Annotated in this window: 28 protein-coding genes; 11 read left to right on the forward strand and 17 right to left on the reverse strand. The window is 43.6% G+C overall.

The genetic code is table 11. From position 1 onward, the window contains the following. Positions 1-675: 675 nt before the first annotated feature. Positions 676-978 carry a hypothetical protein gene (locus V5G28_RS03265; RefSeq protein ID WP_096561152.1) on the forward strand — a complete coding sequence of 101 codons (303 nt, stop codon included), beginning with the start codon at positions 676-678 and terminating at the stop codon, positions 976-978. On the opposite strand, the gene V5G28_RS03270 is transcribed toward V5G28_RS03265, so the two are convergent. The 3 genes from V5G28_RS03270 to petC all read right to left on the reverse strand — a co-directional run bounded on the left by V5G28_RS03270 (position 934) and on the right by petC (position 2,893). Then, on the reverse strand, positions 934-1,149 hold the full coding sequence (locus V5G28_RS03270) for a hypothetical protein (protein WP_336229573.1): 216 nt from the start codon (positions 1,147-1,149) through the stop codon (positions 934-936). The genes V5G28_RS03265 and V5G28_RS03270 overlap by 45 nt on opposite strands. An 83-nt stretch (positions 1,150-1,232) precedes the next feature. Next, positions 1,233-2,234, reverse strand: a complete 1,002-nt coding sequence (gene petA, locus V5G28_RS03275; RefSeq protein WP_073631560.1) for a cytochrome f — start codon at positions 2,232-2,234, stop codon at positions 1,233-1,235. 119 nt (positions 2,235-2,353) lie between these two features. Further along, complete coding sequence (petC, locus tag V5G28_RS03280) at positions 2,354-2,893, reverse strand: cytochrome b6-f complex iron-sulfur subunit (RefSeq protein ID WP_096561153.1); 540 nt, start codon at positions 2,891-2,893, stop codon at positions 2,354-2,356. Between the two features lie 226 nt (positions 2,894-3,119). On the opposite strand from petC, the gene V5G28_RS03285 reads away from it, so the two are divergent. Beyond that, positions 3,120-3,431 (forward strand): DUF3067 family protein, encoded by a 312-nt coding sequence (locus tag V5G28_RS03285; RefSeq protein WP_096561154.1) that lies wholly within the window; start codon positions 3,120-3,122, stop codon positions 3,429-3,431. Positions 3,432-3,691: 260 nt separating this feature from the next. Here V5G28_RS03285 and V5G28_RS03290 read toward each other — a convergent pair whose 3' ends face one another. The 4 genes from V5G28_RS03290 to V5G28_RS03305 all read right to left on the reverse strand — a co-directional run bounded on the left by V5G28_RS03290 (position 3,692) and on the right by V5G28_RS03305 (position 9,028). Beyond that, a complete protein-coding gene (locus V5G28_RS03290) occupies positions 3,692-4,027 on the reverse strand; it encodes a tRNA-binding protein (protein ID WP_096561155.1) in 336 nt (111 codons plus the stop codon). Then, positions 4,024-4,833 (reverse strand): twin-arginine translocase subunit TatC, encoded by an 810-nt coding sequence (tatC, locus tag V5G28_RS03295; protein WP_096561156.1) that lies wholly within the window; start codon positions 4,831-4,833, stop codon positions 4,024-4,026. The genes V5G28_RS03290 and tatC overlap by 4 nt, the downstream gene beginning before the upstream one ends. A gap of 95 nt (positions 4,834-4,928) precedes the next feature. After that, positions 4,929-7,118, reverse strand: a complete 2,190-nt coding sequence (locus V5G28_RS03300) for a lytic transglycosylase domain-containing protein (protein ID WP_332990152.1) — start codon at positions 7,116-7,118, stop codon at positions 4,929-4,931. A 650-nt stretch (positions 7,119-7,768) separates the two neighbouring features. After that, positions 7,769-9,028 carry an FAD-dependent hydroxylase gene (locus V5G28_RS03305; RefSeq protein WP_332990154.1) on the reverse strand — a complete coding sequence of 420 codons (1,260 nt, stop codon included), beginning with the start codon at positions 9,026-9,028 and terminating at the stop codon, positions 7,769-7,771. Positions 9,029-9,189: 161 nt separating this feature from the next. Here V5G28_RS03305 and V5G28_RS03310 point away from each other — a divergent pair, with 161 nt between their 5' ends. Then, positions 9,190-9,600, forward strand: a complete 411-nt coding sequence (locus V5G28_RS03310) for a hypothetical protein (protein ID WP_332990156.1) — start codon at positions 9,190-9,192, stop codon at positions 9,598-9,600. A gap of 269 nt (positions 9,601-9,869) precedes the next feature. Here the strand turns inward: V5G28_RS03310 and V5G28_RS03315 are convergent, their stop codons facing one another. Beyond that, on the reverse strand, positions 9,870-10,085 hold the full coding sequence (locus V5G28_RS03315; RefSeq protein ID WP_332990158.1) for a hypothetical protein: 216 nt from the start codon (positions 10,083-10,085) through the stop codon (positions 9,870-9,872). A 268-nt stretch (positions 10,086-10,353) separates the two neighbouring features. Continuing rightward, entirely contained in the window at positions 10,354-11,109 is a 756-nt protein-coding gene (locus V5G28_RS03320; protein WP_332990160.1) for a YebC/PmpR family DNA-binding transcriptional regulator, read from the reverse strand. 125 nt (positions 11,110-11,234) lie between these two features. On the opposite strand from V5G28_RS03320, the gene V5G28_RS03325 reads away from it, so the two are divergent. The 8 genes from V5G28_RS03325 (at position 11,235) to V5G28_RS03360 (ending at position 20,359) form a co-directional block, all read left to right on the forward strand. After that, positions 11,235-12,560 (forward strand): ABC transporter substrate-binding protein, encoded by a 1,326-nt coding sequence (locus tag V5G28_RS03325; RefSeq protein WP_096561162.1) that lies wholly within the window; start codon positions 11,235-11,237, stop codon positions 12,558-12,560. A 310-nt stretch (positions 12,561-12,870) separates the two neighbouring features. After that, positions 12,871-14,070 (forward strand): MFS transporter, encoded by a 1,200-nt coding sequence (locus tag V5G28_RS03330; protein WP_332990164.1) that lies wholly within the window; start codon positions 12,871-12,873, stop codon positions 14,068-14,070. A 227-nt stretch (positions 14,071-14,297) separates the two neighbouring features. After that, positions 14,298-14,468 carry a hypothetical protein gene (locus V5G28_RS03335; protein ID WP_332990166.1) on the forward strand — a complete coding sequence of 57 codons (171 nt, stop codon included), beginning with the start codon at positions 14,298-14,300 and terminating at the stop codon, positions 14,466-14,468. Positions 14,469-14,884: 416 nt separating this feature from the next. Continuing rightward, positions 14,885-15,514, forward strand: coding sequence for a tetratricopeptide repeat protein (locus tag V5G28_RS03340; protein ID WP_336229580.1), 630 nt, complete (start codon positions 14,885-14,887; stop codon positions 15,512-15,514). A gap of 102 nt (positions 15,515-15,616) precedes the next feature. Continuing rightward, positions 15,617-16,063, forward strand: coding sequence for a tetratricopeptide repeat protein (locus V5G28_RS03345; RefSeq protein ID WP_336229581.1), 447 nt, complete (start codon positions 15,617-15,619; stop codon positions 16,061-16,063). A gap of 166 nt (positions 16,064-16,229) precedes the next feature. Next, positions 16,230-18,143 (forward strand): CHAT domain-containing protein, encoded by a 1,914-nt coding sequence (locus tag V5G28_RS03350; RefSeq protein WP_336229583.1) that lies wholly within the window; start codon positions 16,230-16,232, stop codon positions 18,141-18,143. Positions 18,144-18,240: 97 nt separating this feature from the next. Continuing rightward, positions 18,241-18,585: a hypothetical protein gene (locus V5G28_RS03355; RefSeq protein WP_332990172.1), complete on the forward strand. Its 345-nt coding sequence runs from the start codon at positions 18,241-18,243 to the stop codon at positions 18,583-18,585. Positions 18,586-18,865: 280 nt separating this feature from the next. Continuing rightward, complete coding sequence (locus tag V5G28_RS03360) at positions 18,866-20,359, forward strand: hypothetical protein (protein WP_332990174.1); 1,494 nt, start codon at positions 18,866-18,868, stop codon at positions 20,357-20,359. 174 nt (positions 20,360-20,533) lie between these two features. Here the strand turns inward: V5G28_RS03360 and V5G28_RS03365 are convergent, their stop codons facing one another. The 8 genes from V5G28_RS03365 to V5G28_RS03400 form a co-directional block, all read right to left on the reverse strand. Then, the gene (locus V5G28_RS03365; RefSeq protein ID WP_332990176.1) at positions 20,534-21,559 is read right to left on the reverse strand and encodes a glucokinase; all 1,026 of its coding nucleotides are present in this window, start codon (positions 21,557-21,559) and stop codon (positions 20,534-20,536) included. A gap of 11 nt (positions 21,560-21,570) precedes the next feature. After that, the gene (locus V5G28_RS03370; RefSeq protein ID WP_332990178.1) at positions 21,571-22,218 is read right to left on the reverse strand and encodes a histidine phosphatase family protein; all 648 of its coding nucleotides are present in this window, start codon (positions 22,216-22,218) and stop codon (positions 21,571-21,573) included. Positions 22,219-22,553: 335 nt separating this feature from the next. Continuing rightward, positions 22,554-22,703, reverse strand: coding sequence for a hypothetical protein (locus V5G28_RS03375; RefSeq protein ID WP_332990180.1), 150 nt, complete (start codon positions 22,701-22,703; stop codon positions 22,554-22,556). Between the two features lie 98 nt (positions 22,704-22,801). Beyond that, positions 22,802-23,542 carry an ABC transporter ATP-binding protein gene (locus V5G28_RS03380; protein ID WP_332990182.1) on the reverse strand — a complete coding sequence of 247 codons (741 nt, stop codon included), beginning with the start codon at positions 23,540-23,542 and terminating at the stop codon, positions 22,802-22,804. Positions 23,543-23,567: 25 nt separating this feature from the next. Next, positions 23,568-24,365: an ABC transporter ATP-binding protein gene (locus V5G28_RS03385; RefSeq protein WP_332990183.1), complete on the reverse strand. Its 798-nt coding sequence runs from the start codon at positions 24,363-24,365 to the stop codon at positions 23,568-23,570. A 5-nt stretch (positions 24,366-24,370) separates the two neighbouring features. After that, entirely contained in the window at positions 24,371-25,309 is a 939-nt protein-coding gene (locus tag V5G28_RS03390; protein WP_332990185.1) for a branched-chain amino acid ABC transporter permease, read from the reverse strand. Between the two features lie 22 nt (positions 25,310-25,331). Continuing rightward, entirely contained in the window at positions 25,332-25,790 is a 459-nt protein-coding gene (locus V5G28_RS03395) for a cupin domain-containing protein (RefSeq protein WP_332990187.1), read from the reverse strand. A gap of 32 nt (positions 25,791-25,822) precedes the next feature. Next, on the reverse strand, positions 25,823-26,773 hold the full coding sequence (locus V5G28_RS03400) for a branched-chain amino acid ABC transporter permease (RefSeq protein WP_332990190.1): 951 nt from the start codon (positions 26,771-26,773) through the stop codon (positions 25,823-25,825). Positions 26,774-26,779 lie beyond the last annotated feature (6 nt).

A 26,779-nucleotide genomic window follows, 5' to 3' on the forward strand; every position in this document is an offset into this window, starting at 1 on the left:
ATCACGAGGAATTTTAAATCCTTTATCTGATAAAAATATCTGACCGTCACTGGTTCCAAAAGCAGCCAGATTAAGAGAAGAGGAATTAATTTGATAAGAGGGAAAACCGTAACATTGGGCAAGTTTAATAAAATTAAGTATGGACGATGTTCGAGAACTAATCGCTATCCAACAAGAACTACCTTATGAGTGAAAAAATCCAGACCGAAAAAGACTTTCTTACCGCAAGCACTAGTATCAAAACAAATCAAGAAACAGAAAACGAAAAAGTTCTATGTTCTCATTGTCAGCGCACCGCTACGAACGGTATTAAATGTAAAGGGATTTGTGTGGCTGACAATGACTATTAAGGTATGAAGTTTAAACAGTTGTCTCAAAGTCCCACTTTTTGAGGTGAAACTAAGCCACATCCTGCCACGGACATATTTTTACGATTATGGCTGTTTTCAGTTATTACCTAAGAAGAATTTACATAGGTTTTCGCTCACTATGCCATACCACAAAAGAGTAGAAAGACGGAGATTGCTCAACTTAAAACCCAAGTCCAATATGAATATGCTTTGCCGCTCTAATCTCAGCATAATGGTGGTTGATAAGAGAGAAATCTGAATGTTGTAATGGGAATCGTAGTTTTTGTAAGTTAATAATTTTAGCTGATTGTTGCAATTTAAAGTGATGAAAAATACATTATTCGATAAAATCTTCCGTGACAGCGATGGCAAGATTGTTTTAGCTCAGATGCCAAACTTACCGCTTATTGTTTGGATAACAGCTAGTTTGCTCAAATTAGTTTTTACAACAGGCGTTGTGAATACAGGGTTAGAGGCACTTGCTTTTGGCTCTTTATTTACTTGGGCGTGGCTAGAATTATTTCAAGGCGTTAATTATTTTCGTAGAGCGCTAGGTCTTGGTGTGCTTATTGGTGTTATGGCGTCAAGAACTGTGGGTCTTGATGTACTTGGCTCTTTCGCTCTTTGATTCGAGGGGCGATCGCTCAGTCCCAGATGAAGGTGTGCGATTGCTATAAAGCGCATAACAAGGGCGATCGCTTTCCCGCCAAGAAGCTGCGATTGCGATTCGGGGCAGTGGCGGAGCCAATCGCCCTTTGGGCGGCTCCAGAGGAGCATCGCCACGCTCATTCTCTGTCATAAAGGTGCCACGCAAAGCGGTTTTGTACCGCAAAAAAAAACAGGCAAAATGCCTGTCTTATAACTAATAAATTGGCTCTTAATTTAGAAATTCATTTCTGCAGCTTGGACTTTTTCAACCTGCTTCTTCTTGAGAACAAGCATAACTTGAGCCAACATCACAAGTGCGACAAATGCAATCAACCATTGAACTCTGCTGGCATCTTGTAGCACGATTTCCCCATCATCTTGACCGAATCCACCGACGTTTGGATTGTTGGTCAAAGGGTCATCTTTTTTGACTGCTTGCCCTTCGGAAACAATCAATTCTGGTCCAACGGGAATGGTATCAACGACTGTATCCCCAGATTCTGGCTGGATGCTGACTTGATACTTGACGTTACCGTCTTCATCTTCTGTTTTGGCGATTTTGCTAACTGTACCAGTAGCAGAAGCAGCATATACTGCGTTGTTGCTCTTTTCGCCTGTTGGGTAAATTTGTCCGCGTCCCCGGTTAGCACCTAGGTGAACAGCATACTTACCAAACTGGATGTTCTTATCCGTTGCGGGGTTGGGAGAAAGAACGGGGAAGACGATTTCCTGATATTGTTCACCAGGTAGTGGTCCGATGATAACGACGTTTTCTTTCTCTTCGCTGTAGGGTTGGTAGAACAAACCTTCGACTTCTTCTTTCCACTCCTCAGGAATGCGTTCTTCCGGAGCAATTTTGAAGCCTTCTGGTAGCATCAGCACAGCACCAACGTTTAAGCCGGTTTTGGAACCATCGGCACCCACCTGCTGCAAGCTGGTATCGTAGGGAATTTTGACCACGGCTTTAAATACCGTGTCAGGTAGAACAGACTGGGGAATTTCTACTTCGGCTGGCTTTGCTGCTAGGTGACAGTTGGCACACACAATCCGCCCTGTCGGTTCGCGAGGGGTTTCGGGGTAGGTTTGCTGTGCCCAAAAGGGATATGCTGAAGCCGCTTGAGGAAAGGCGAAATCGCTGGTGAAGAAAAATGTCACTGTAGCGATCGCTATAAGCAATGTTTTTACAACTGCTCTAGCACTGCGAGCTATACTCGCCGTTTGACAAACATTTCTCATCTCTATAAGGACAACTTGGACAACGTTCTCTGATATTAGTTATTAGTCATGCCTGATGTGTCATTAGTCAAGAGTCAAATTTCGACTCCAGACTCGGATCGGTTGCACTTTAGTCCTGATTAAGCCCACCAAGGTGCTTCCCCAGTGCGGAAGTCGGTTTCACTCCATTGAGTTAGAAGAATTTTGTCTTCTTCTACTTTTGCATGACTCAAAGCCAAAGATAGCGGTGCTGGACCTCGGACAACTTTACCAGTAGCGTCGTACTGTGAACCATGACAGGGACACTTAAACTTGTTCTCTGCTGCATTCCAAGGAACAACACAACCTAAGTGGGTGCAAACAGCGTTAATACCGTAATCAGTAATCGCCTCTTTGCTATCTACCACAATATAGGTAGGGTCTCCCTTGAGTCCTTGAACCAGAACGCGATCGCCTACATTATGGCTTTCTAAAAACTTGCTAACGCTGACATTGTTGCCCAACTCGTCCTTTGCTGTTGTACCACCACCAGCACCACCAGTTGCTGGTGGAATAAAATACTTGACAACGGGATACAATGCTCCCAGTGCCACTCCGGTTACAGTTCCAAAAGTCAGAAGATTCATGAATTGACGACGCCCCATATCGGGAACGTCCATTGATTCAGAAAATTGCGCCATAACCTACGCGTTCTTTGTGTATTTTGTTAACAGATTTTACAAGAGTTTCTCATGAAAAAACTCTTGTCTGAGCCAAAATGATAATACCTACAAGGATGCGAGAATGCTCTATGCAAAGATATTTCTAGCATCTTTCTTAGTAGGATTACATTTCTTTATAGTCCTATCATACTTGAGTAATGGAACTTAACATCATAACTAAATGTAAAAATATCTGAGAAAAGCTATGACGGGACAGGAATTGCACCAACTATTGATTGAGAAGTGGGGACGCTCTTATGACGTCCAGTTGCGTCGGACACAGGGTAAAATATTCTTACAAGTTATGTGGAAATATTTAGAGCAAGCTTCCTTTCCATTAAGTGAGGCAGATTACCAAGAGCATCTCGATAGTATTGCCAATTATCTCAGTGGCTTGGGTTGTGAGACACAGGTGAAAAAGTATATTAGAGAAACACGAGAACGCCCACGACTTGGTAAAGCTGTGAGCATTTCCTTAGATTTGGGTGAACGCGCTGCGGAATGGTTGATTGAGTAGTTGAAAGTATGAACCGCATGAGACGGGTGTAGACGCCTTAGACATTCAGCGGCGTGCTGTTAGGGCGAACGAAGCCCTTGTTGAAGGGTAGGCGAGTACCGCTGCTTTGGAAGTCAAAAGTCAAAAGTGAAGGTAACAAGTCAAAAGTGAAGGTAACAAGTCAAAAAGCTTATTACGTAGGCTTTTCACTGCTTTGGAATGGTAGCTTTATTTTCGCCGCGTTGTGCTAGGGCGCTAAGAAAAGAATAGAAAGAAAATTGTTATAAAATTCTTTTACCTAGAGGTACGTCTCTATCTGGCTGAATTAACACGACTTCACCATCGTCTAGTACTACGCCTAAGACAAGAACTTCAGACATGAAATCAGCTATTTGACGGGGTGGAAAGTTTGTGACAGCTAATATTAACCTGTGTGTTAAATCTTGTTTTTGATATAGTTTGGTAATTTGAGCGCTAGATTTTTTGATACCCAAATCACCAAAGTCTATCCAAAGTTTGTATGCTGGTTTGCGCGCTTCGGGAAAATCTTCTAATTTGATGATTTTACCAACACGAATTTCTACTTTTTCAAAGTCTTCATAGGAAATTAGTGTCATTTTCCTATTAGCTTAACTAGACCAATACCACCAAAGTAAAGCCCCAGCACAGCTCCTGCTAAAAGACTTTGGGTGAAGGGGTCAGTTGAAGGTGTGAGAATTGCTCCTAAAATCACTGCTCCCAAAATGACGTAGCGCCAACCAGAAAGCATTAGTTTAGAAGAAACAATCCCTAAAGCACCAAGTAGCACTTGGATGATGGGGATTTGAAATGCTAATCCAGTACTAAAGAGCAGCAACAAGACAAATTCAAAATACTTGTCAATCGACCACAGTTGCTCGACTACGTCTGCACCATAGCTGATAAAGAATTTTAGAGCAGCTGGTATCAACAAAAGGTAGGCAAATGCGATCCCCCCGGCGAACAGAACACTTGACCCCAAAACCACAGGTCCCAGTAAGCGGCGTTCGCGCCGAGTCAGTCCAGGGAGGACAAACTGGATAATTTGCAATAGCACAAAAGGGCTAGATAACACTAACCCGCTGTAGCCTGCGACTTTGAGGGAGACAAAGAAATATTCTCCCGGAGCCAGTTGCAGAAACTTTACTCCCTGTGCTGGCACTTCTAGCAGCTGAACAATCGGCTTAACCGCTAAGAAGCAGCCGATAACACCTACTGCTACAGCAATTAACGAGTAAAAAATTCGTTGTCGCAACTCCTCTAGGTGATCGAAAATTGACATTTCGATTTCACCAGGCAATTCATCAAGAGGATCTATAGGATCTATTTCTGGTTTTGAGTCGCCTTGTACTTCAACGTCAATACTAGGAGGAGTTGTTGTGTCTATGTCTTGTGAAGATGTCATGAGTTAGCTAGAGAGCATCACCTTTTAACCATTGTACTGGGAAGCAGGTGGATGTAGAGACGCTTTCATCTCTAGCGCCTCTGCACTCTTTAACATCACTGAAGCGGTAGTTGTGGGTGTTCAGCCGAATATTTTGATACTATTTGGGAAATTTCCGGGTTGTAAAGTCTCAGGTAATTCCAGTAGTTACCAAACACCTGACGCACGTAATTTTTGGTTTCATCAAAGGGAATTGATTCTACAAATTCATCTGGATCTTCCTTAGGCAGAATTGGCAACCACTTGTTAACGTTACCAGGACCAGCATTGTAACTGGCAATTGCAAGCAGGGAGTTATTGCCATACTGCTGATGAGTGTGATCCAAATACCAAGTTCCCAGCATGATGTTGTTGTTGGGGTTTTGTAAATCAATTTTTTTGGTATCGAACTTAATTTGTGGGGCAATCCATTTAGCTGTATCTGGCATAACCTGCATTAAACCAGTCGCACCAGCTGTAGAACGAACTTTTGTCTCAAACCGGGACTCCTGACGTATAAGGGCAGTAACGAGCAAGGGGTTGAGCTGACGTTTTTGGGACCACTGCTCAATTTCCTTAAGATAGGGGAAGGGATAACGCGCCTGCCAGTAAGTGATTTGTTTGCTTAAAGCTTGATATTCAGCTTGTTCTTGCGGCGTTTCTCGGTCTTCCAATTTGGAAATTTGATCAATTCCCTTGATATTTTCTCCTTTTGCCAGCTGCATCAAACCATCGGTAAATTCCTCTGCGACTGTTGGCTGCATTTTGTTCTGAAATTCGGTCTGCCATTGCAACCAAGCATCGCGGTCTTGACCGAGTAGGTACAATTCCTTAAAAGTTTCCGAACCCGCCGTTGGTAACGGACGCTGGATTGGGACGACCTGTGGGTTCATCTTACGCACTGTGTTGAAATTGCCAACATTTAGTCCCAAGGTTGCCGCTGCTCGCCACGAATAATAAGAGTAGGGAAAATTGCTGATTGTATACTCAAAAGCTTGTTTTGCCTCTTGGTTTTTCCCTAGTTTGCTTGCCCATTTTGCAACCCAAAAGCTAGCTCTGGGAGCCAAAATACTGTTGGGGTTATTTTTGGGAATCGGTTCTGCCCATTGCCATGCACCTTTATAATCTTTTGCCTTCGCTTTTTGTTGTGCCATTTTCCAGCGATACTCTGCGGCTTCCTCAGAGTTGCCATATTTGGTAAGAAGGAGCTTCAGAGCTTCAGAGGCTGCTTTTTGATCTTGAGTTTGAAGAATTTTGATTTTTTCTACCAGCGCTGTACCTGCTTTGTCAGGGTATTTACTAATGACTTGGTTGAGATAAGGCAAGGCGTCTTTACGTACTGTTGCCATTTCTGCTAAACGCATCAAAGCAGTGCCACTTTCTTTTGCATCCGGAAACGTTTTCACCAGTTGTTGATACATGACAACGGCTTCTGCTCGTTGTCCGCCTACTTGCAATCCCCGTGCAACGCGGTAATAGTTTTGGGGTGTGCGCGTCGCTTTGCCATATGCTGTCGCCGCTTTACCAAATTCACTATTTTCCCAGTAAGCTGTACCAATGATTTGCCATTCTTCAGGTTTTAGGGTGGAGTTGTTCGCCAGCTGATTTAATACAGGAACAATTCCTAGTTGGTCATAGGCGTATTTAGCCAAGACTAACTGTAATTGCGGCTGATTAGGATTTTCCTGCAATCGCTTACGGATAATTTCCCAAGTTAGGGGATGGGAAGGAAATTCCGCGATCGCTTTGTCCTGATACTCTGGTAGGGCAATCAGATACAAAGCTTTCGCTGCTGCTGCTTGTTTGGAGTACTCTTTCACCACTTTCTGCCTAAGATCCGAGGCTTTGCCTTCTTCTCCTAGGAGTTCTTCTGCTTGCGCTTGCCTAAGCAACACATAAGGCGCAAGGAGTGGGTAATCTGTCTCTAGTCCTTTTAGTAACTCAAGTGCAGCTTTAGCTTGCTTCCTTTCAATTAAGTCACTTGCTAAAAGATAACGAGCGCGATTTCGATCTGTTGATTTTGCCCCCTCCTTGAGCGCTTCTAATTTTGCAGCACGTTCTTGTGGAGATTGTGACACCAAGGCAAAAACGGGTGATTTAGCTTTGCTTTCTTCCGAAAGCTGTTCAGGCTGAATCTTCCGTGGTTTAAGCCATTGTCCTACTGATTTTCCTATTTCGGGAGCTGACACGATTGCCCCAGCTAAAAAGGCACACAGTCCTGCACCCGCAATTAGAGAAATATGCTTTGTCTGTAGCTTCTTCAGCATCGATTCCCGCTGCAAATTTCACATGAATTTCTTGCCACTTTAGCATTACTAGTGGTCAACGTCGTCAGTTTTAACTTTTGTATTTTTAATGTTGGGGATCGATGAGATGTCAATCTCAAATCCGAACTTATCATTGACACTTCGTTAAGTTAGATAATCTTTGTCATATCTCATAAAACAAAGACATATTACTCCAAGTATCAAATCCATCTTTATCAAGATAAACACTGAATTAAATTGTATTGCTGTATTTTATTTAACAAATATATAATCTAAAAAATAGAGGATAATTTTAGGAATTAAACACTTTTTATAGAAATACTAGTACAAAAAAATACAATTATTTTGTCAACAATGCTGTTAATAGTTAAGTCTTTGGATGAACCTTTATTTGCATCTTTATCCCCCTAATGGAGGATGCCAGCAAGATATAAGTATCAATATCAATATATTCTTTCACCATAGTATTTTAGAAACTTTGGTGAGCGATCGCGCCAGCCATAATTTTTGGCTTTGTTTCGTCTAAATACAAATGACTAAAACAGTCGAAAGTACCGAGTATTGAGTCCATAGTAGAATAAAAAAAATTGGAAAAAGTTAATTTGAACTCATTACTCAGGACTCAGCACTGAATTAGTTTTGCTCACAATTTACTGCTGTGCTAATTTCGGAACCCGCCCCTTCAAACCGATCATCAGCTTCAGAGAAAATATTTTTACCACAGGTACTCGACGCATGATCCATAACCCGAGGCGGCGAACTAGCACAATTGGCAAGATGTTATTAGAAAACATTCGGTCTAACAAATCAGTGAAACCTAAAATTGTCAAGTTCTCCCGCTGACGCCAGCGTTCGTAACGTTTGAGGATTTGAATGTTGCCGATATCTTCACCTTTTGCATTCGCCTCTTGCAACACTTGCGCCAAAGCAGCAACATCCCGGATGCCTAAATTTAAACCTTGTCCGCCGACAGGATGGCAATTGTGCGCTGCATCACCAACTAAAGCGAGTCGGTGGAGAACATAGCGATCGCTTTGCATGAGTTGGACTTGAAAAATAAAGCGATCGCCCAATAATTCTAACTTGCCCATCTGATTGCCATAACGCGCTTGTAATTCTGCTAAAAATTGCTGATCATCCAAGGCACACAAAGCTTTTGCTTCTTCATGAGGGGCAGTCCACACAATCCGGCAACGGTTTCCTGGCAAAGGTAAAATCGCAAACGGACCACTTGAGTGGAATTTTTCGTATGCTGTGTTGTTATGGGATTTTTCTGGTTTGACAAAGGCAACAATACAAGACTGCCAATATTTCCAGCCGTGGGTTTTAATTCCAGCTGCTTGACGGATAGGAGAACGCGAACCATCTGCGGCTACTACTAATTTACTGCGAACCGTCTGCATCTGGTCTGCAAATTTGATCTCTATCGTCACCACATCCTGCTGATACTCGATATTTAACACTTCTCCAGGACATAAATATGTCACATGAGAACAATCTTTAACAAACTCCTGCAAGGGATGCAACAGTGCTTGGTGTTCCGCCACGTAACCTAAATCTTGTGCGTTTATATCCCCGGTTTCCCATTCCACCACACCGGGATAATCACCATCTGAAAGACGCACACGGCGATAACTCTCAATGTTGGGCAATATTTTGTCCCAAATTCCAATTCCTTGGTAAATCAGCGCCGAAAGCATATGCACTGCGTAAGCCTGCCCTTTGGCGACTGCTGCTGATTCTACTTTTGCCTCCACCAGCAGCACACTTAAGCCGGAATCTTTCAATGCAGAGGCTAGAGTTAAGCCAACTATCCCGCCGCCGACGATAACCAAATCATAATCATATCCCCGCTTCTGTGTTGATGTTTGGGGAGCGTTAAAGGTTTGAGAAAGCTGCGCTTGCGCCATTGTTAAGATAAATTACAGGGTTTTAATTCTTATTTTGACGCAAGCAGCCGCTGGAGAGCAAGTTTCAAGCGTGTTGCATCCAAATGAAAACCGCTATAAACAAAAAAGCTCGCTGTTGATAACAGCGAGGCAAAATTTGAAGAGCATGAGGATATATACTTTTGACCGAAATGCTTTTCTGCTTCAGTCCTAGACTAACTATTGCTTATTTACCTGAAGAAGTTGGGGCAGTAGGTGTGGACTCAGTAGTAGGTGTTGTAGGTGTACCGCTTGTAGATGTTGTAGGTGTACTACCTGTAGATGTCTTGGTACTAGAATTGCTGGAGGGACGACGGGAAGTCTTTTTTCCGGTGGTAGGAGTACCCAATTTCTTCTTTTTAGCGGTGGAAGGTTTGGTAGTAGTATTACCAGGTTTGGTCATACCACCAGATGTACTTGTACCAGATGTAGTTGCACCAGGTGTAGTTGTGGCGGAAGAAGGCGTTTGTGCATGCACAGTAGGTGCAGTTAGGGCTACAGGAGCAGCAATAACAACAGACAGAAGTAAAGCTTTTGCGATCTTGAGCATTTGAAAGTTTTATTATTCAAGAATCAATAATTTAAGTATCTCAACAAGATGTGTCATTGCCGTGTTATTGATGTGGAGTTTTTGTGTAAATTTCTGCCTTTATTTTTGCTCAAAAAATTGGTCTAGGCGACGATTTGCCAACTAGAAAATAGAAAAAACCCCGTTGGAGCTTGAGGAACGCTACGGGGTTAAATGGTGTTATTTATCTCAATGAAGAGTAATAACAATTAAAGTTTTTGTAGGGCTACTAAAAATTGTATAGGTTAACACTAACTATTTCTTCACACTGCTTTGAGTATGGGAGGCTTTGTGCTTGCCATGATGATTTTTGTAATGAGTTTTAGTGGCTTTGGTACCAGCAGCAGGCTTGGCAGCAACAGTTGTAGTCTTCGCAGGAGTAGCAGTTTTGGCTTGGACAGAGGGTACGCTCAGGGCTACAGGAGCAGCAAATACCAGAGCTACGAGTACAGCTTTAGCGAAGTTGTTCATTTGAGAATTTTCATTTGAAAATCAACAACCTAACTATCTCAGAAAGTTGTGTCAGCCTCATGTTATTGATGTGGAGTTTCTGTGTAGATTTTTGCCCTGTTCTTATTTCAAACGCCCAACTTATGTTTACAGCCAATAGTTGCAAGCTGACAGCATTTTTTCATTCCAGAAATTACAAATTACATCTCCCAAGCTTTGCGCTTATCAGTACCTAATTTGTTCTAATTCCACCGCTTTTGAAAATTCTAAAATCAATTCATTTCCTTGCTCAAGCCATCACAGCCATGAGTTGTTCTGACATATCAAAATTTGCCGTAACATTTTGTACATCATCTAAACCTTCTAGCGTATCTATAAGTTTGAGAAGCGATCGCGCCTGATCTGGATCACTCACTTCTACACTATTACTAGGAATCCAGCGCAATTCGGCATCAGTCACCTTAAAGCCTTTGTCTTTCAGGGTTTGGCTGAGGTTCTCTAAATCAGCTACTTCGGTAAACACCTCAGCGGTTTGCTCCTCAGTCATCTCATAAGACTGGGCACCACCTTCGAGAGATGCTTCTAAAAGCTGTTCTTCATCATCAACTCCCTCAACAGTACAAACGCCATTTTGGGAAAACATCCAGCCAACACAACCTGTTTCACCGAGATTACCACCGTTTTTACTGAAGGCAACACGTAAGTCAGCAGCAGTACGATTGCGATTATCTGTTAGGGCTTCAACAAGGATAGCAACTCCTCCAGGACCGTAACCTTCGTAACGAATAGCTTCTAAACTAGACGCACCGCCTGAGAGTGTACCTGCACCTTTGGCGATCGCTCTTTCTATATTCTCGTTAGGAAGACCCGCCGCCTTTGCTTTTTCAATTGCCGTACGAAGTTGAAAATTTCCTGTTGGATCTGGAACGCCACTTCTCGCCGCCACAATAATCGCACGGGACCACTGGGTGAAAGTCTTACCCTTTTTTGCATCGACTACTGCTTTTTGGCGCTTAATATTTGCCCATTTACTGTGTCCTGCCATATTCGGAAATTAATAATGCTATCTACTCACCAGATACGATATAGCTAGATTCTAGCTTTTGCATACTCATCCTTAAGTTTCCCAAAAAATGGGAACTTAATGTTAAACCACTTGACAACGCACTCATGAAATTCATTAAAATTCCTACTTACCCTTTCCTTAGAGCAAGGTTATTGATTTTACTCATAGTGGGCATCTTGATTTTGACTGGATGTCAAGCTTTACCAGAAGGCGAGAAAACAGATCAAGTGATTCATGTGACTTTATGGCAGGGGGTAAATCCGCCGCCTAATCGCGATGTGTTGCAAAAGCTGGTAGACCGATTTAATCAAACGCACCCAAATATCCAGGTGGAGTCCCTTTATGTGGGACAACCAGATCAGCAAATGCCAAAGATTTTATCAGCGGTGGTAGGAAATGCACCACCAGATTTGTTGTGGTATAACCCAACCATTGGCGGTCAACTCGTGGAATTGAATGCCCTGATACCTATAGATGAAATGTTAGCAAACTCACCAGTCAAAGCAGAAATTGACCCTGCTTTGTTTGAGTCAATGGAATACAAGGGGAAAATTTGGTCGGTGCCGTTTGCGACGAATAATGTTGGTATTTACTACCGACCGAGTTTGTTTCAAGCAGCAGGAATTACTGAATTACCCCGCACTTGGGAAGAGTTGCGTCAAGTTGCTAAAAAATTGACTCGTGATACAAATGGTGACGGGAGTATAGACCAACACGGCATCTTTCTGCCTTTAGGAAAGGGAGAATTTTCGGTATTTATCTGGTTACCGTTTATGTGGAGTGGCGGCGGTGAGTTGGTTAGTGGTGACGTACTGCAAGCAGCAGCAGTCCAATTAAAAGATAATAAAGGTGCTACTGCCGCTTTGCAATTGTGGCGCGATTTGATTACTGATGGTTCAGTGATTTTATCTGGACCAGAACGAGGTTATGAAACAGATAATTTCATTGCTGGTAAGGTAGCAATGCAAATAACAGGTCCTTGGACGCTAGGATATTTGCAACAAGATATTCCCAATGGAGATTTTGCTGTTTTTCCGATTCCCGTTGGTGAACGTCCTGCTACTAGCACTGGTGGTGAAAATCTGTTCCTGTTTAAAACGACTCCCCAAAGGGAAAAAGCAGCATTTGCTTTTGCAGAATATGTTTTAAGTGAAGAATTTCAGACAGAATGGGCGTTGGGAACTGGATATTTACCTGCGAACATGAAGTCGCGTCAAAATCCGAAATATCTGGCATATGTTGAGAAACAACCAGCAGTGAAGGTGTTTTTGGATCAGGCAAAATATGGGCGCAGTCGTCCTATTTTTCCGGGTTATAATCGGGTTTCAGAAAATATCGGACGGGCGTTGGAATCTGTGATGTTGGGGAAAAGTGAGCCTCAAGAAGCGCTCAAACAATCTCAGCAGCGCTTGGATTTGATTTTTAAATAGATAGGCAATAAATTTTTTGTTGGAACCACAGATAAACGCAGCATTGGTGTCAACTTAAGGTGAAAACCCGTATAGAACAAGCTTTTAGAGATTGCCTCGTTCCCAGCCTCAGGCTGGGAATGCCTACTGGGAGGCTCTGCCTCGCTTACTTGCGTTACTAGCCGCGCCCACTGCATTTCCTGCTTAGACCTGGAAACGAGATTTTAGAAGGATTTTGGCTTAAGTTGACACGCATGGCAGTGCCGTGCCTCTACAAAAAACCTGGTTTTCACTCAAATAAATGCTAAATAAGCAACTGGAGTCTTATCCTGTGAGAATTGTTAACAATAACGCATCTACCGAAAGGCTGAACCAAGACCCATTAGGGCACAAACTCGTCTGGATCATGGCGATCACAAGTGGGGCAGCGGCTGCTAATCTATACTACAACCAACCCCTACTGGCGGTGATTGCCCAAAGCTTACAGGCTCCTAATCATGCCACTGGGTGGATTCCTATAGTGACGCAAATTGGTTACGCCTTGGGAATTTTTCTCCTCGTTCCGCTGGGCGACTTGATGGAAAAGCGGAGATTGGTTCTGACGATGCTGGTGTTAACATCTGTGGCGTTGGGGGCGGCGGCGGTGTCACTCAACCTTGCTTGGTTGTTGGTTGCGAGTTTGGCGATCGGCATCACGACTATTACCCCACAGCTGATCGTTCCTTTTGCAGCACAACTGGCAAAACCGCAGCAGCGAGGAAGAGTTGTTGGCACAGTGATGAGTGGGCTGTTGATCGGAATTCTTTTAGCTAGGACAGTCAGTGGCTTTGTGGGAGCTAATTTCGGCTGGCGGGAGATGTATTGGCTGGCGAGTGGGTTGATGATTGTTCTGGCTGTTGTCTTGTCTCGGATGCTACCAAAAAGCCAACCATCGCTGCGTGTTTCCTACCCTCAGCTGATTGGATCTTTGTTCAAGTTGATAAGGCAGCACCCTATCTTGCGTGAAGCTTCCCTTGCAGGGGCAATGTCCTTTGGTGCCTTTAGCGCTTTTTGGAGTACTTTGGTATTCTTTTTGGCACAGCCACCCTACCATTACGGCAGTGAAGTGACGGGATTATTTGGGCTGGTGGGTGTGGTGGGAGCGGCGGCGGCTCCTATTGTGGGTAAGATAGCAGATAAGAGAAATCCCAAGCTGACTGTAGGGTTAGGTCTTGTGATTACAAGCTTATCGTTTCTGATTTTCTGGGTGTTTGGTTATCACGTTCTGGGGTTGATTGCTGGGGTTATCCTTTTGGACTTGGGTGTGCAAACCACAATGGTTTCTAACCAAGCGAGAATTTACAGTTTACCTTCAGAGTTTCACAGCCGTTTGAATGCACTTTATATTACCTTTTATTTTCTTGGTGGAGCGTTGGGTTCGTTCCTTGGTGTTTATGGCTGGAGTCACTGGCAGTGGCATGGAGTGTGTGCAATGGCTTTAATTATGCTAGGAGTGGCTTTTACTACGTTTATTAAGCGGCGTCAGCGTTGAGGCTATGTTTTATCGCCACGTAAGGGACTTCCGAATTGAAGAAGAAGTCAGAATTCAGAATTCTGACTTCTTCTTGACTTGTTGGAAATCCCTTAATACTTGTTCATATCAAGTCCGGTTAAATACTTATCATGACTCTAAGAACCCCACCCCGGTAAAGCTGCGCTTCACCTCCCCTCCCCGCAAGCGGGGAGGGGATTAAGGGGTGGGGTGCAGTTAACGTGGTAATGCCTCGTTCCCAGCCTGAGGCTGGGAATGCCTCCCAAGAGGCTCCGCCTCCCTTACAAAGCGGCAGAGCCGCAATGAAAGTGCGTTTCCAGGTAGAACCTGGAAACGAGATTGTCAAAGGGTTGTGGCTTAAGTTGACACTAATGCCGGGATGCCCACCCCACTGTTAGGGAATAATTTATTTGTTGGAAATCCCTTAATACTCGTTCACAAGTTTCTGATACTCGTTCATGAGGTTCTGATACTCGTTCATGAGGTTATGACACTCGCTGATGAGTCTTTGATACTCGTTCACAAGTTTCTGATACTCGTTCATGAGGTTCTGATACTCGTTCATGAGGTTATGACACTCGCGCACGAGGTTCTAATACTCGCTGATGAGTGTTTGATACTCGCTGATGAGTGTTTAATACTCGTTGATGAGTCTTTAATACTCGCACACGAGTCTTTGAGACTCGTCCACAAGATTTCTGACACATTTGTCCTTGTGGTTTGTTAGAAAATAATTGAGAGGTAAGCCTAATTTGTAGTCACCGCTTTAGCGCTAAAGCGCAACTACGAAGCTATCAAAATCTGGGAAAGAGCAATGCTGCGTACTTTTTTACAAAAGATTATCCAAAAAATCACGAGTACGCTAGGATTCACCCCCGCCCAGGAGAAGGACACAGAGATTGCCCCCACGCCTGACACTCAACTCGACTTTTTATTACAGGTACTTATAGCTACAGCAGAAAGCAACGGCGATGCCGCAGTCATACACCCGCTACTGGCAGCTCATGTAGATAAATTGGATATAAGCTTTGCCCAAGTTTTGCGAAACTGGGCAACAGGGACTCTGCCAGACTTGGAGACAGAAACAGCACAAAGCATCGCAGGCGTTATCGTTAATTTTAGTACCCGGATGTGGGACTTCCCCTTGGGCAACCGGGCGGAGAATTTAGAAATTGCCATTACAGGTTACGAGATAGCATTAACGGTTTTTACCAGAGAACGCTTTCCCATCGACTGGGCAATGACGCAAAACAACCTGGGCTTAGCTTACGGTGATCGCATCCGGGGAGAGCGTGCCGAGAATTTAGAAGTGGCGATTGAATGCTACACACAGGCGTTGCAAGAACGCACGCGCGATCGCTTTCCCATCGACTGGGCAATGACGCAAAACAACCTGGGCATAGCTTACAGCCATCGCATCCGGGGGAGCGTGCCGAGAATTTAGAACTGGCGATTGAATGCTACACACAGGCATTGCAAGAATACACGCGCGATCGCTTTCCCATCGACTGGGCAACCACGCAAAACAACCTGGGCTTAGCTTACGGTGATCGCATCCGGGGAGCGTGCCGAAAATTTAGAAATTGCGATCTCATGCTACACACAGGCATTGCAAGAAGGCACGCGCGCTCGCTTTCCCATCTACTGGGCAATGACGCAAAACAACCTGGGCGCAGCTTACGACCAACGCATCCGGGGGGAGCGTGCCGAGAATTTAGAAATTGCGATTTCATGCTACAGACAGGCGTTGCAAGAAGGCACGCGCGATCGCTTTCCCATCGACTGGGCAATGACGCAAAACAACCTGGGCGCAGCTTACGACCAACGCATCCGGGGGGAGCGTGCCGAGAATTTAGAAATTGCGATTTCATGCTACACACAGGCGTTGCAAGAAGGCACGCGCGATCGCTTTCCCATCGACTGGGCAACCACGCAAAACAACCTGGGCAATGCTTACAGTGATCGCATCCGGGGGAGCGTGCCGAGAATTTAGAAATTGCGATTTCATGCTACACACAGGCGTTGCAAGAAGGCACGCGCGATCGCTTTCCCATCGAATGGGCAATGACGCAAAACAACCTGGGCATAGCTTACGGTAATCGCATCCGGGGGAGCGTGCCGAGAATTTAGAAATTGCGATTTCATGCTACACACAGGCGTTGCAAGAACGCACGCGCGATCGCTTTCCCATCGACTGGGCAATGACGCAAAACAACCTGGGCAATGCTTACAGGAATCGCATCCGGGGGGAGCGTGCGGAGAATTTAGAAATTGCGATTTCATGCTACACACAGGCGTTGCAAGAACGCACGCGCGATCGCTTTCCCATCGAATGGGCAATGACGCAAAACAACCTGGGCATAGCTTACGGTGATCGCATCCGGGGGGAGCGTGCGGAGAATTTAGAACTGGCGATTTCATGCTACACACAGGCGTTGCAAGAATACACGCGCGATGCTTTGCCCCAAGACCATGCTGAAACTGCGTTTAATTTGGGTTTAGCTTACATAGATGCTGAGCAGTATGCCGATGCTTACGACATATTTCAATCTGCTATCGACACTCTAGAATTTCTGCGGGGTGAAATTGTCTCTGGCGATGAAATCAAACAAAAACACGCGGAAGAATACAACAGGATTTATCGCCGCATGGTGGAAGTTTGTCTGGAATTAGAATACTACGACCAGGCAGTGGAATACATCGAGCGTAGCAAAACCCGTAACTTGGTGGAACTGATAGCAAGTCAAAAGCGTTTTCAGCCACTGCACGAACTCGACCAAAAAATTGCCGAAGAATTGGAACATATCCGCTTTGCTGAAATTCAAGCGCTTGTGGATGACCACACAGCTATTGTGCAATGGTATATCTTTGGTAATTGCTTCCGCGCTTTTATCATCACTCGCCACAACCAACACCCGACTATTTGGAAATCGTCCCCGCAAGATGTCAAAGATTTGAAGAAATGGTCAGATGAGTATCTGGAAACTTACGCTACCAAGAAACCTCTGTGGCGACGTCAACTGGCTGCCAAACTGAGCAAGTTAGCTGATATTTTGCACATCAATAATATTCTCGACCTCATACCATCTTCCTGCCAAGCCTTAATTCTCGTACCCCATCGCTACCTGCATTTATTACCGCTGCACGCTTTGCCTATTGGGGAAGAGGGGAATTGCCTTTTGGATAAATTTCCTCGTGGGGTGAGATATGCGCCTAGTTGTCAGTTGTTAAAATTAGCCAAATCTCGGAACCCTACCCCTAACCCCTCCACACCGAGGAGGGGGACGCGCACTGGCGGGGAAAAATCACGTTCTCTATTCGCCATTCAAGATCCCAACGAGAACCTGCTTTATACCAATATTGAAGTAGAAACGATTGAGCGTTATTTCCAGCCAACCACTGTTATAAAAAAAGGCGACGCTACCAAACAAGCTTTATTCCAAGCACCAGCTTTTAAGAGTTTATGTCAAGCTCAAGTTGTTCACTTTTCTTCTCACGGCTATTTTGATATAAACTCGCCTGTCGATTCAGCTATAGCTTTAGCAGATTGCATTTCTCCCATACCTGCCGATGCTGACTCCAGCAAACGCTATCGAAAGTTAGCAAATGGTGATGTCATTGACTTAGAAAAATGCCTCACCTTACGTGACATCTTTAATCTCAATTTACCAGAATGTCGCCTCGTCACTCTCTCGGCTTGTGAAACTGGGCTTTCCGATCCTTTCAGCACCAGCGACGAGTATATCGGTTTACCGAGTGGCTTTCTCAAGGCAGGCACTTCTAGTATAGTCAGCAGTTTGTGGGCGGTGGATGACTTCGCGACTGCTTTGTTAATGATTCGATTTTACGATAATCAGCGCTCTCTGCCAGTTGCCCAAGCACTTTCTGAGGCGCAGCGCTGGTTACGCAACTCTACCCAAGCCGAACTCATAGAATGGACTCAAAATCACCTCAATATAGATGAAGAACATAAGCAAACAATTCAGCAGCGTCTACAAACGTGGTATTTTCCTGAGCATAAACCGTTTCGCAAACCTGAGGCTTGGGCTGGTTTCTGTGCTATTGGGCAATAAAGTTCGTAGTAAGGACTTTAGTCGTTGCTTTTGTAAAAGAGGACTAAAGTCCTCACTACGAAGAACAAAATCTCAAATCCTAGTGGAGGTATAACCTATGGAAGCTAATGAAGCTAGCATTATCATTGAGGCTTTTTTGCAAGTCGTAGAACAGCAAGGATTTGTCTTTGATGAAAAAAGCCGCGAAGATTTGTTGACAATTAAGCAAACCTTGGCAGAATTAGAAAATCAATCACTTTCAGCAGCCGCTGATGCAATTACCGCTTGGTGTAGAGAACATCCAGATGTTGCAGATGCTGCCCTATTTGCTGCGAGAGAAATTACTATCAAAAAACGTAATCCAGCTAATCAAGAAGGAACTTTAATCAATCAGTTTCCAGATTACCAAAAAATTATTGATGAACGGCAGAAAAATCCACAGCCAGAACCTCCTAAAAAATAAACAAGATTGCAAAAGTCAAATTTATAAACATAAAATCGCAGATTAATATCAGGTTTGGTTGATTGCTTATCATTCGTGAAGAACCCCACCCCTTTATCCCCTCCCCGCAAGCGGGGGGGGAGGTGAAGCGCAGCTTTACCGGGGTGGGGTTATTCAGGTAATAATAAGTATTTAACGAGACTTGATATAACACAGATACACATGGATAAATTATCTGTGTTAATCTGTGTCCATCTGTGGTTAGAAATATTAATTAATCATACTTTTGTAAAAAGTCCTAATGAGTCCTAAAGTTTATGCTCCCAATGTCCATTTATTTGCCTTTGTTCTGCAAAAAAGCGCTGATGGTGATGATGCAGAAGAAAAGGAGAAAGATTGGCTGTGGCAAACCTGTGATGAAATCATCTACAAAATACTGCATAAAAATTTCAACTTGATGCAATGGCTGGATTTAGAAAAGGAGCCAAATAATCCTAGTGTCTCTTTAATCAAAGCGGAGAAACAAACAGAAGTTAAGCCTATTGAAGGTGAGATAACTTTAAATAATCGGTCAATTATTATTGACGGCTTTGCTTATCCTTTAAGACTTTACGATAGCTACGGGTTATGGCTCAATCTATATCGTCCACAAACAGAAAATGGTCAAAGAACTGAGGATGTCGATATTCAGCTTTTCAGTCGGTTGAACCCAAATAATTGTTTGCTGTTAAATGAAAGCAAAAAATTTCTTGGTGAAACCCTAATCATTACTGCTTGGTTGTCATCAGAACAAGACCCTCAAAATCAGAAAGCTTTGAAGGAACTTGCTGATGAATGTCTCAAAACTTTCTTTCCTAAAGACTATACCATACCCCCATTTGCTCGTTCCGCTACCTTATTTGGTAGCCCCATTTTTGAATACGGGCTTTTTAACCAATTAACCAATTATCGTCATATTTTAGTTTGGTTCTTCAGCCATCCAGAAGCCGAAGAAAAGTTTAATTCTTATCAGGAACAATTATTAGATTTATTTTTCTTTCGTGCCAAAGTTGTGAAAGCTTTTCAACAAAGCCGGCAAGTCTATCAGGACACTAATAAAGAATATAGCAAAATAGAACAAGAAATTAAGACTTTAGAACAATTTGGGGACAATAAGTCATTAACAGAACAACAATTAGAAGAATTAAGCCATAAATTAAAGACACTTCCCAAAATGGGATTAGATTATGCCAATCTGCTGCGATATCTGGAAGGATACCAAAATACAATCGCCATCAATGCTCGAAACTATGCTGATAGATTGCAACAGATTCGTGGTATGATTAAAGAAGAAGATATTACGTTTTTAGAAATATTTAGCTTAGAAAACTGCTCTTATTTTCAGGAACAAATAAGAGCAGACTTGGGATATTTTCATCATGGTTCTAGCTTGCTAGATAAAGCGATCGCCTCAATCCGGGGACGTGTGGCGATAGACAGGGCGAAAAGCGATCGCCTTGCAGAGGAAAAGAAAGAAATAGGCGATTGCCCAAGGGGCAGTGCCGGAGGCAATCGCAACTTGCAAATCACTATTCTTGCGGTAGGTAGTGCAATTGGTTGTGGCGGGATTTTGGCATCGAGTTACGCCTTAATCACAAAAGAAGAACCTCTGTTACCTGCCTTGGACACTCCTATTCCTCATCGCTTCACCTTATCGCTTGGTTACAGTCTCCTTTTTGGAGTTGTTGTAGGAATGTTGATTTGGGGAGGAGATAAAATTTGGCAGTGTTACAAAAATCGCCAGCGTCAACCATAAACACAACAAGATTCCCGACTTCTTAAAGAAGTCGGGAATCTGAGGAATCTGGCGCGATTTCTGCGCTTCCCGCAGGCACTTTCACACAAATTAAATACGATTGCTATATCTTTTTTTTCAAAATCCAAAATTTTCTTTTTTTTATTTTAAATTTTGAATTTTGAATTGTTTCTGTCATAACCTAGCAGCGGCGATCGCAGCACCTATGAGTCCCACTTGTTGATTAAGGATAATATGTACAGGGATGTCTTCTAGGAGGGGACGCATTCTACCTTTTTGCGTGAAATTCAACAGGAACCTATCTTGTTGAATTAAGGGTAGTATTTTAGGTGCAATTCCTCCAGCAACATATAAACCACCATAAGGTAGAAGTTTCAGCGCCAGATTGCCTGCTTCTGCGGCGTATGTTTCTACAAATAATTGCATCGTTTGTTCCGAGAGGCGATCGCTTTTCTCTAATGCTGCTTTACCAATGACAGCACCCGGATCAACGCTTTTTTCTTGGTGTCCCGCTTCTTGTTCCCAGGTTCTGACAACTTGGGCAATTTCTGGGGATTCAGTACCAATTTTCCTGTCGCGCAGAAATTGGTAAATTGCGACAACTCCCATACCAGAAACCACACGTTCTACAGAAACCCGTTGGATATCATGCTTATCCAGCAGGTATTTCAAAAGCTGAAACTCTAACTCAGTACGCGGGGCAAAATCAGCGTGTCCACCTTCAGAAGGAAAGATTTGATAGCTGTTTCCTTGCTTGATTAAAAATCCTTGCCCCAAGCCAGTACCAGCACCAATAATGGCAATCGGGGCTTCGGGGTTGGGTTTGCCAGGTTGCAAAGTCAGGAAATCTTGTTTGTCTAAACCCAAAACGCCAAACCCAACAGCGGCAAAGTCGTTGATCAGACTGACTTGAAGGATACCCAATTCTTGTTGTAACCGTTCTGTATCGAGAAACCAAGCTAAATTAGTCAGCTTAGCGGTATTTTTTACTATAGGTCCTGCAATGGCAAAACAGGCTTTTTGTGGTTTTGGTGTATTAGCTTTGAGCAAAAACTGCTGGACTATCGGCACTAAATCAGGAAAATCCCCACTACGGTACCGTTCCTCATAAATAGTGCGTGATAGATGCTTATCTGACGCCTCAACCAGACGCAAAATGGTTTTCGTGCCGCCGATGTCTCCTGCCAATAATAGTGTCATATGAGTTCTTCTTAATTAAACCGAATGACTTCTTCTACTTGGGTTAAATGGGAGGTATCTCCCTTGAGTTCTAACAACCACTCTGGGTGTTGACGCACAACTTTCACCAGAGAACACAACGAAGCTTTGACTTCCGTTCTGGCAATTTCACCTACTAAGCCTATTGTCGCCCCCAATACAGATGCACCGTGTCCCACTAAAAGAATATCCTCTGGAGAGAATTCTGTAGTTAAGCATCTCGCAGTTTGCCCGGAACGTTCCAGCATTTGTTCTCTTGTTTCCGGGTATTTTGCAGCAATGCACGAAGTGTAGCTAATGTCAATTCTGGGGAATAATTCTGCTAATGCTGGAGTTGAGAGTCGCTGTGGTTCTTCTGTCATCCAAGCTGGATTCAGCCATTCACTCAAGCCTGTTTCCAGTTTTATTCGCAAATCGAGAACTTCTGCTACTGCGATCGCCGTTTGTACCGTTCGTAGGAAAGGGGAAGCAAAAATGTGGGCAATTTTTTCTTTCTTGAGACGCTTGGCTAACTGCTGCGCTTGCACCATACCATCTTCAGACAGTGGTGGATCGTAGCGTCGTTCTGCTGTGAGAAACCAATCAGGGTTGACGAAATCGAGGCGGTTAGCGTGTCTTGCAATCCAGACTATTTGACTCATGCGATGATTTGATACATTTCCCGCAGGCTAAAGTTTAGGGCTACATAAACTAAGCCCGTTTCGCGGGCTGTATATTAAATAATATGACAAATTGTGTAACTATACGTGTAGAGACGCGCGATCGCTATACGTGTAGAGACGTTGCATGCAACGTCTCTACATTAGACTTGTTGCAAGTTGTGGATGTCATTCTGTTCGCGTAGCGTGCGCCTTAGCGCATACAAAACGCAGTGTAGCGTAAGCGCAAAGCGCAGGCTCCGCCAACGCGTAGCGTGTCCCGATCGCGCAGCGTGTCCGTAAGGACTCAGGGACTCAGAATCTCAAGAGATGTTTCGCTATGCCTCCGGCACGCTGCGCGAACGCTCAACATGACATTTCAAGCATTTTTGCAAGAAGTCTATTGATGTGTTGATAACGGTTTTGGTCTTATCTAAACCTTTGATAAACTCTTCCAACGTTAAAGTTTGGGTTTGTAACTGTACCATGTGTAATACATCTCTTGCATCTCTTTGATTCCATCTGTGTCCATCTGTGGTTAATTATTCTTTTTTTTGGAATGAATGCAAGAAGTCTAATAACTTAATTACCCCAAGTAAGCCTTTTTTACTCGCTCATCGGTGATTAATTCCGATGCTGCACCTGACAGGGTAATACAACCAGCTTCTAACACATAACCACGATCTGCAATTTGTAGGGCAAGGTTAGCGTTTTGTTCAACCAAAAGGATAGTCACGCCTGTTGCACGCAAATTCTGAATGATGCTGAAAATTTCCCGAACAATCGTAGGTGCTAAACCCAAACTAGGCTCATCTAAAAGCAAAAGTTTGGGTTTACTCATCAAAGCACGGGCTATAGCTAACATTTGTTGTTCACCACCGCTGAGGGTTCCCGCGAGTTGATGGCGTCTTTGTGCTAAACGTGGGAACATCTCAAAGTAGTATTGAATATCATTTCTTAGCTCTGTTTGATTAGAGCGAATATAAGCACCCAAGAGTAAGTTATCTAAAACTGTTTGCCGCGCTAATACTCTTCTTCCTTCAGGACAATGGGCGATACCTAGTTGTACAACTTCGTGCGCTTGGCGGCGGGTAATGTTACGTCCGCTGTACATAATTTTGCCACGGTGAGGATTCACTATTTTGGAGATAGCGCGCAGAGTCGTCGTTTTGCCTGCACCATTAGCACCTATCAAGGTTACGACTTCGCCATTATTTATATATAAATTAATATTTTGTAAAGCTTCAATGCCTCCATAGTTAACATAAAGGTCTTTGATTTCTAATATTTGAAAAGTTTCTTTATTATTTAATATATCTGTGTTCATTTGTGTGCATTTGTGGTTAATATGCTTAGTCGTTACCCAAATACGCGTTAATGACAGCTGGGTTATTTCTGACAACAGATGGTTCTCCTAAAGCAATCAACTGACCAAAATCTAAAACGGCGATACGGTCACATAAACCCATAACTAAAGGTACATGATGCTCAATTAGAATAATTGTCAAGTTGAATTTGTCGCGGAGGTTACGGATAAATTTACTGAGCTGTTGCTTTTCGCTGGGGTTCATACCCGCAGCCGGTTCGTCTAAGAGTAAAATTTGCGGTTCTAAGGCAAGGGCGCGGGCAATTTCTAGTCGTCGTTGGTCGCCGTAGGAAAAATTTCTGGCTTTTTCATCGATACGATCGCCCAAACCAACAAGATCTAGTAATTCTAAAGATTTGTGCTTATTTTTTTGTTCTTCCTTGAGAGTCGGTGGCAGCCCTAACGCACCTTTCACCAAACTACTTTTAGTATGTAAATGACGCGCAATTCTAACATTTTCTAATGCAGATAGTTCAGCAAATAGGCGAATGTTTTGGAAGGTTCGAGCAATACCTAAACCTGCAATTTTATCGGGACTGAGTTGAGAAATTTCGCTACCTTGATAAAGTAATTCCCCGCTTGAAGGTGTAATGAATCCTGTTATTAAATTAAATAAAGTTGTCTTGCCAGCACCGTTGGGACCAATCAGCCCAAAAATTTCATGTTGATGGACTACGAAAGAGACATCGTTGACCGCAACTAATCCCCCGAAGCGACGAGTAAGGTTTTTCGCCTCTAATATCGGTAGTCCAAATACAGTTTTCGTCACATTTTCTTGAGTCATTATAATTATTTCAATACATCTTTGCTGCGCTTTTTACGTTTTTTAAATAAATCTGGAGTGACAAGACCTTGAGGGAAAAATATTGTACCGATAACTATAAGTAATCCAAAGATAATTAATCTACCATCTCGCAAAAATTGCGCTAACCAACTAGGTAAACCACCTGTGTCGGCTATTGCTCTCAACACTTCTGGCAGAGCTGTAAATACCATACCTCCAACGACGGAACCAAGAAAAGTTCTGGAACCACCAATCAACACAAAAGTTAAGTAAATAATACTCGCATCAAAGGTACCTTGGCGTGCATTCCAGGTATTAAGAAAATGCGCGCTGATAGCACCAACCACTCCTGCCAGAATACACCCTAGCGTGAATGCCCAAACTTTGTAGTAAGTTGGGTTAATTCCCATCGCACTTGCTGCCAATTCATCCTCACGGATGGCGATGAATGCCCTTCCGGCTCGGATGCGTTCTAAACGGTAAATGAATATCATGCTGATAAGCAGCAATGGCAGCGCAATCCACAAGTATTCGATTGGTGTTTGAAAAGGTTGAGGAATGGCAAAAATGCCGACAGCACCACCTGTAATATCTAAATTTAGAGATATGACTCGCAGAACTTCCACAAAGGCAATGGTGGCGATCGCCAAATAAATCCCCCGCAACCGCAACGCTGGAATTCCCACCACTACACCCAATAAACCAGAAACGACACCAGCAATCAACATTTCCAACAGCACTAATGGAATGGGGAATGGATTAGCTGTGGAAGAAAAAACGGTTGTGGACAGAATGGCTGCAATATAACCACCCAAAGCATAAAAGCCAGGGCTTGCCATAGACAACTGTCCCGCCATCAGTGGTAAGTACAGCGACAGCCCCAGCAGCGCCCCTAGTACCATAGAGACGATAAGAGAACCGTAAGTAGCGATAAATTCAGGCATTTTAAAGAGTTTTGACTAAGCTTTAGTAGGGCGTGCCATCCTTGTGGATAAATCTGAATTTGCCATCAGCACTGGATTGTGCAATCAAATCATGATCAGGATATGTCGCTTCGTCATTAGGGGTACGATCGCCTACCTCTAGATAAACACCAACTACCGACGACCGATTCACCAAATGATGTCCATTTGCCTCATTGGCTGGAAATCCCGCTGCCATTCCTGGTTTCAGAATTTCCTCACCTGCATCTGTGATTAAAGTGAGTTCACCTTCCAAGACATATATGAATTCATCTTGATGGGAATGCCAATGTCGCAAAGCAGAACTGCTTCCAGGTTCTAACTTCACCAGATTCACCCCAAAGTTCTTGAGTCCTGCAAAGTTGCCTAACCGTTGTCGAACCCGTCCTGCAACAATTGGCTTGAACTCATCGGGGTAATTCGTTCTCCTTTCAGTAGGTACTTTTTCTGGGTCGATAATCATTGAGTTACCAATCGCTTTTAAACTTTCTGGATTTAAACCTTCTGTACAAACCGACGCCCGAGTAAACCTTGGGGTCGAACTAACAACATAATAAATAGGATGCCAAAGGCAACAGCATCTTTATACCCTGAGTATTCCCCAGGGACAAACGCCTCCACTAATCCAATCACCAAACCTCCTAGCACTGCACCGGGAATACTGCCCAAACCGCCCAAGACAATGACTGATAAGCCCCTCAACCCAAAACTCAGTCCAAAATAAGGTCCAGCAATGCTGACACTAGAAGCAACTAATGTTCCCGCCACTCCTGCAATGAAACTACTGATAAAAAACGTCAGCACAATAAAGCGATCGCTGTTTATTCCCAACAAACTTGCGGTCGTTGGATCTTCGGCGATCGCCTGCATTGCCTTACCATACTTTGTGTAATTGATGAATAGAGTCAGAATGGCAACAATCACTACTGATATAGCAAAAATCATCAGTTGAACAGTGCGAATCGGAATCGGGTTTTCGGCCGTGCCAAAATTAATAGCAGGTGGCAAATTCCCGTAAGTGTTTGCAGGAAATGTATAGCTTTCCGCCCCTACCAGGTACTGGATTAAGTTAACAATAACCACTCCTACACCTAAACTGGAAACAACTGTTAATAAAGGGTCAGAACCCCGCTGTCGCAAAGGGAGAAAGGCAAGACGTTCAATTGCCACCCCAACTAACCCGGAAAGCGTACTTCCTAAAATCAACGCAACAGCAAATGGCAATTGTATAGGTAGTGATGCATTAGCCAGCAATCCATTAAATCCAAAAGCACCACCTATCAGTGCATATGTGAGATAAGCACCCAAGGTAAAAACTGCGCCATGAGCTAAATTAATTATGCCTAAAATGGAGTAAACCAAGGTGTATCCCAAGGCAAAAATAGCGTAGACACTGCCTATGGATAAACCATTCAAAATCTTTTGTAAAACCAGATTTATCTCCATATTACA

Origin of the sequence: Scytonema sp. PRP1, from assembly GCF_036697665.2 — a bacterium.
Lineage (GTDB): Bacteria > Cyanobacteriota > Cyanobacteriia > Cyanobacteriales > Nostocaceae > Kalymmatonema > Kalymmatonema gypsitolerans.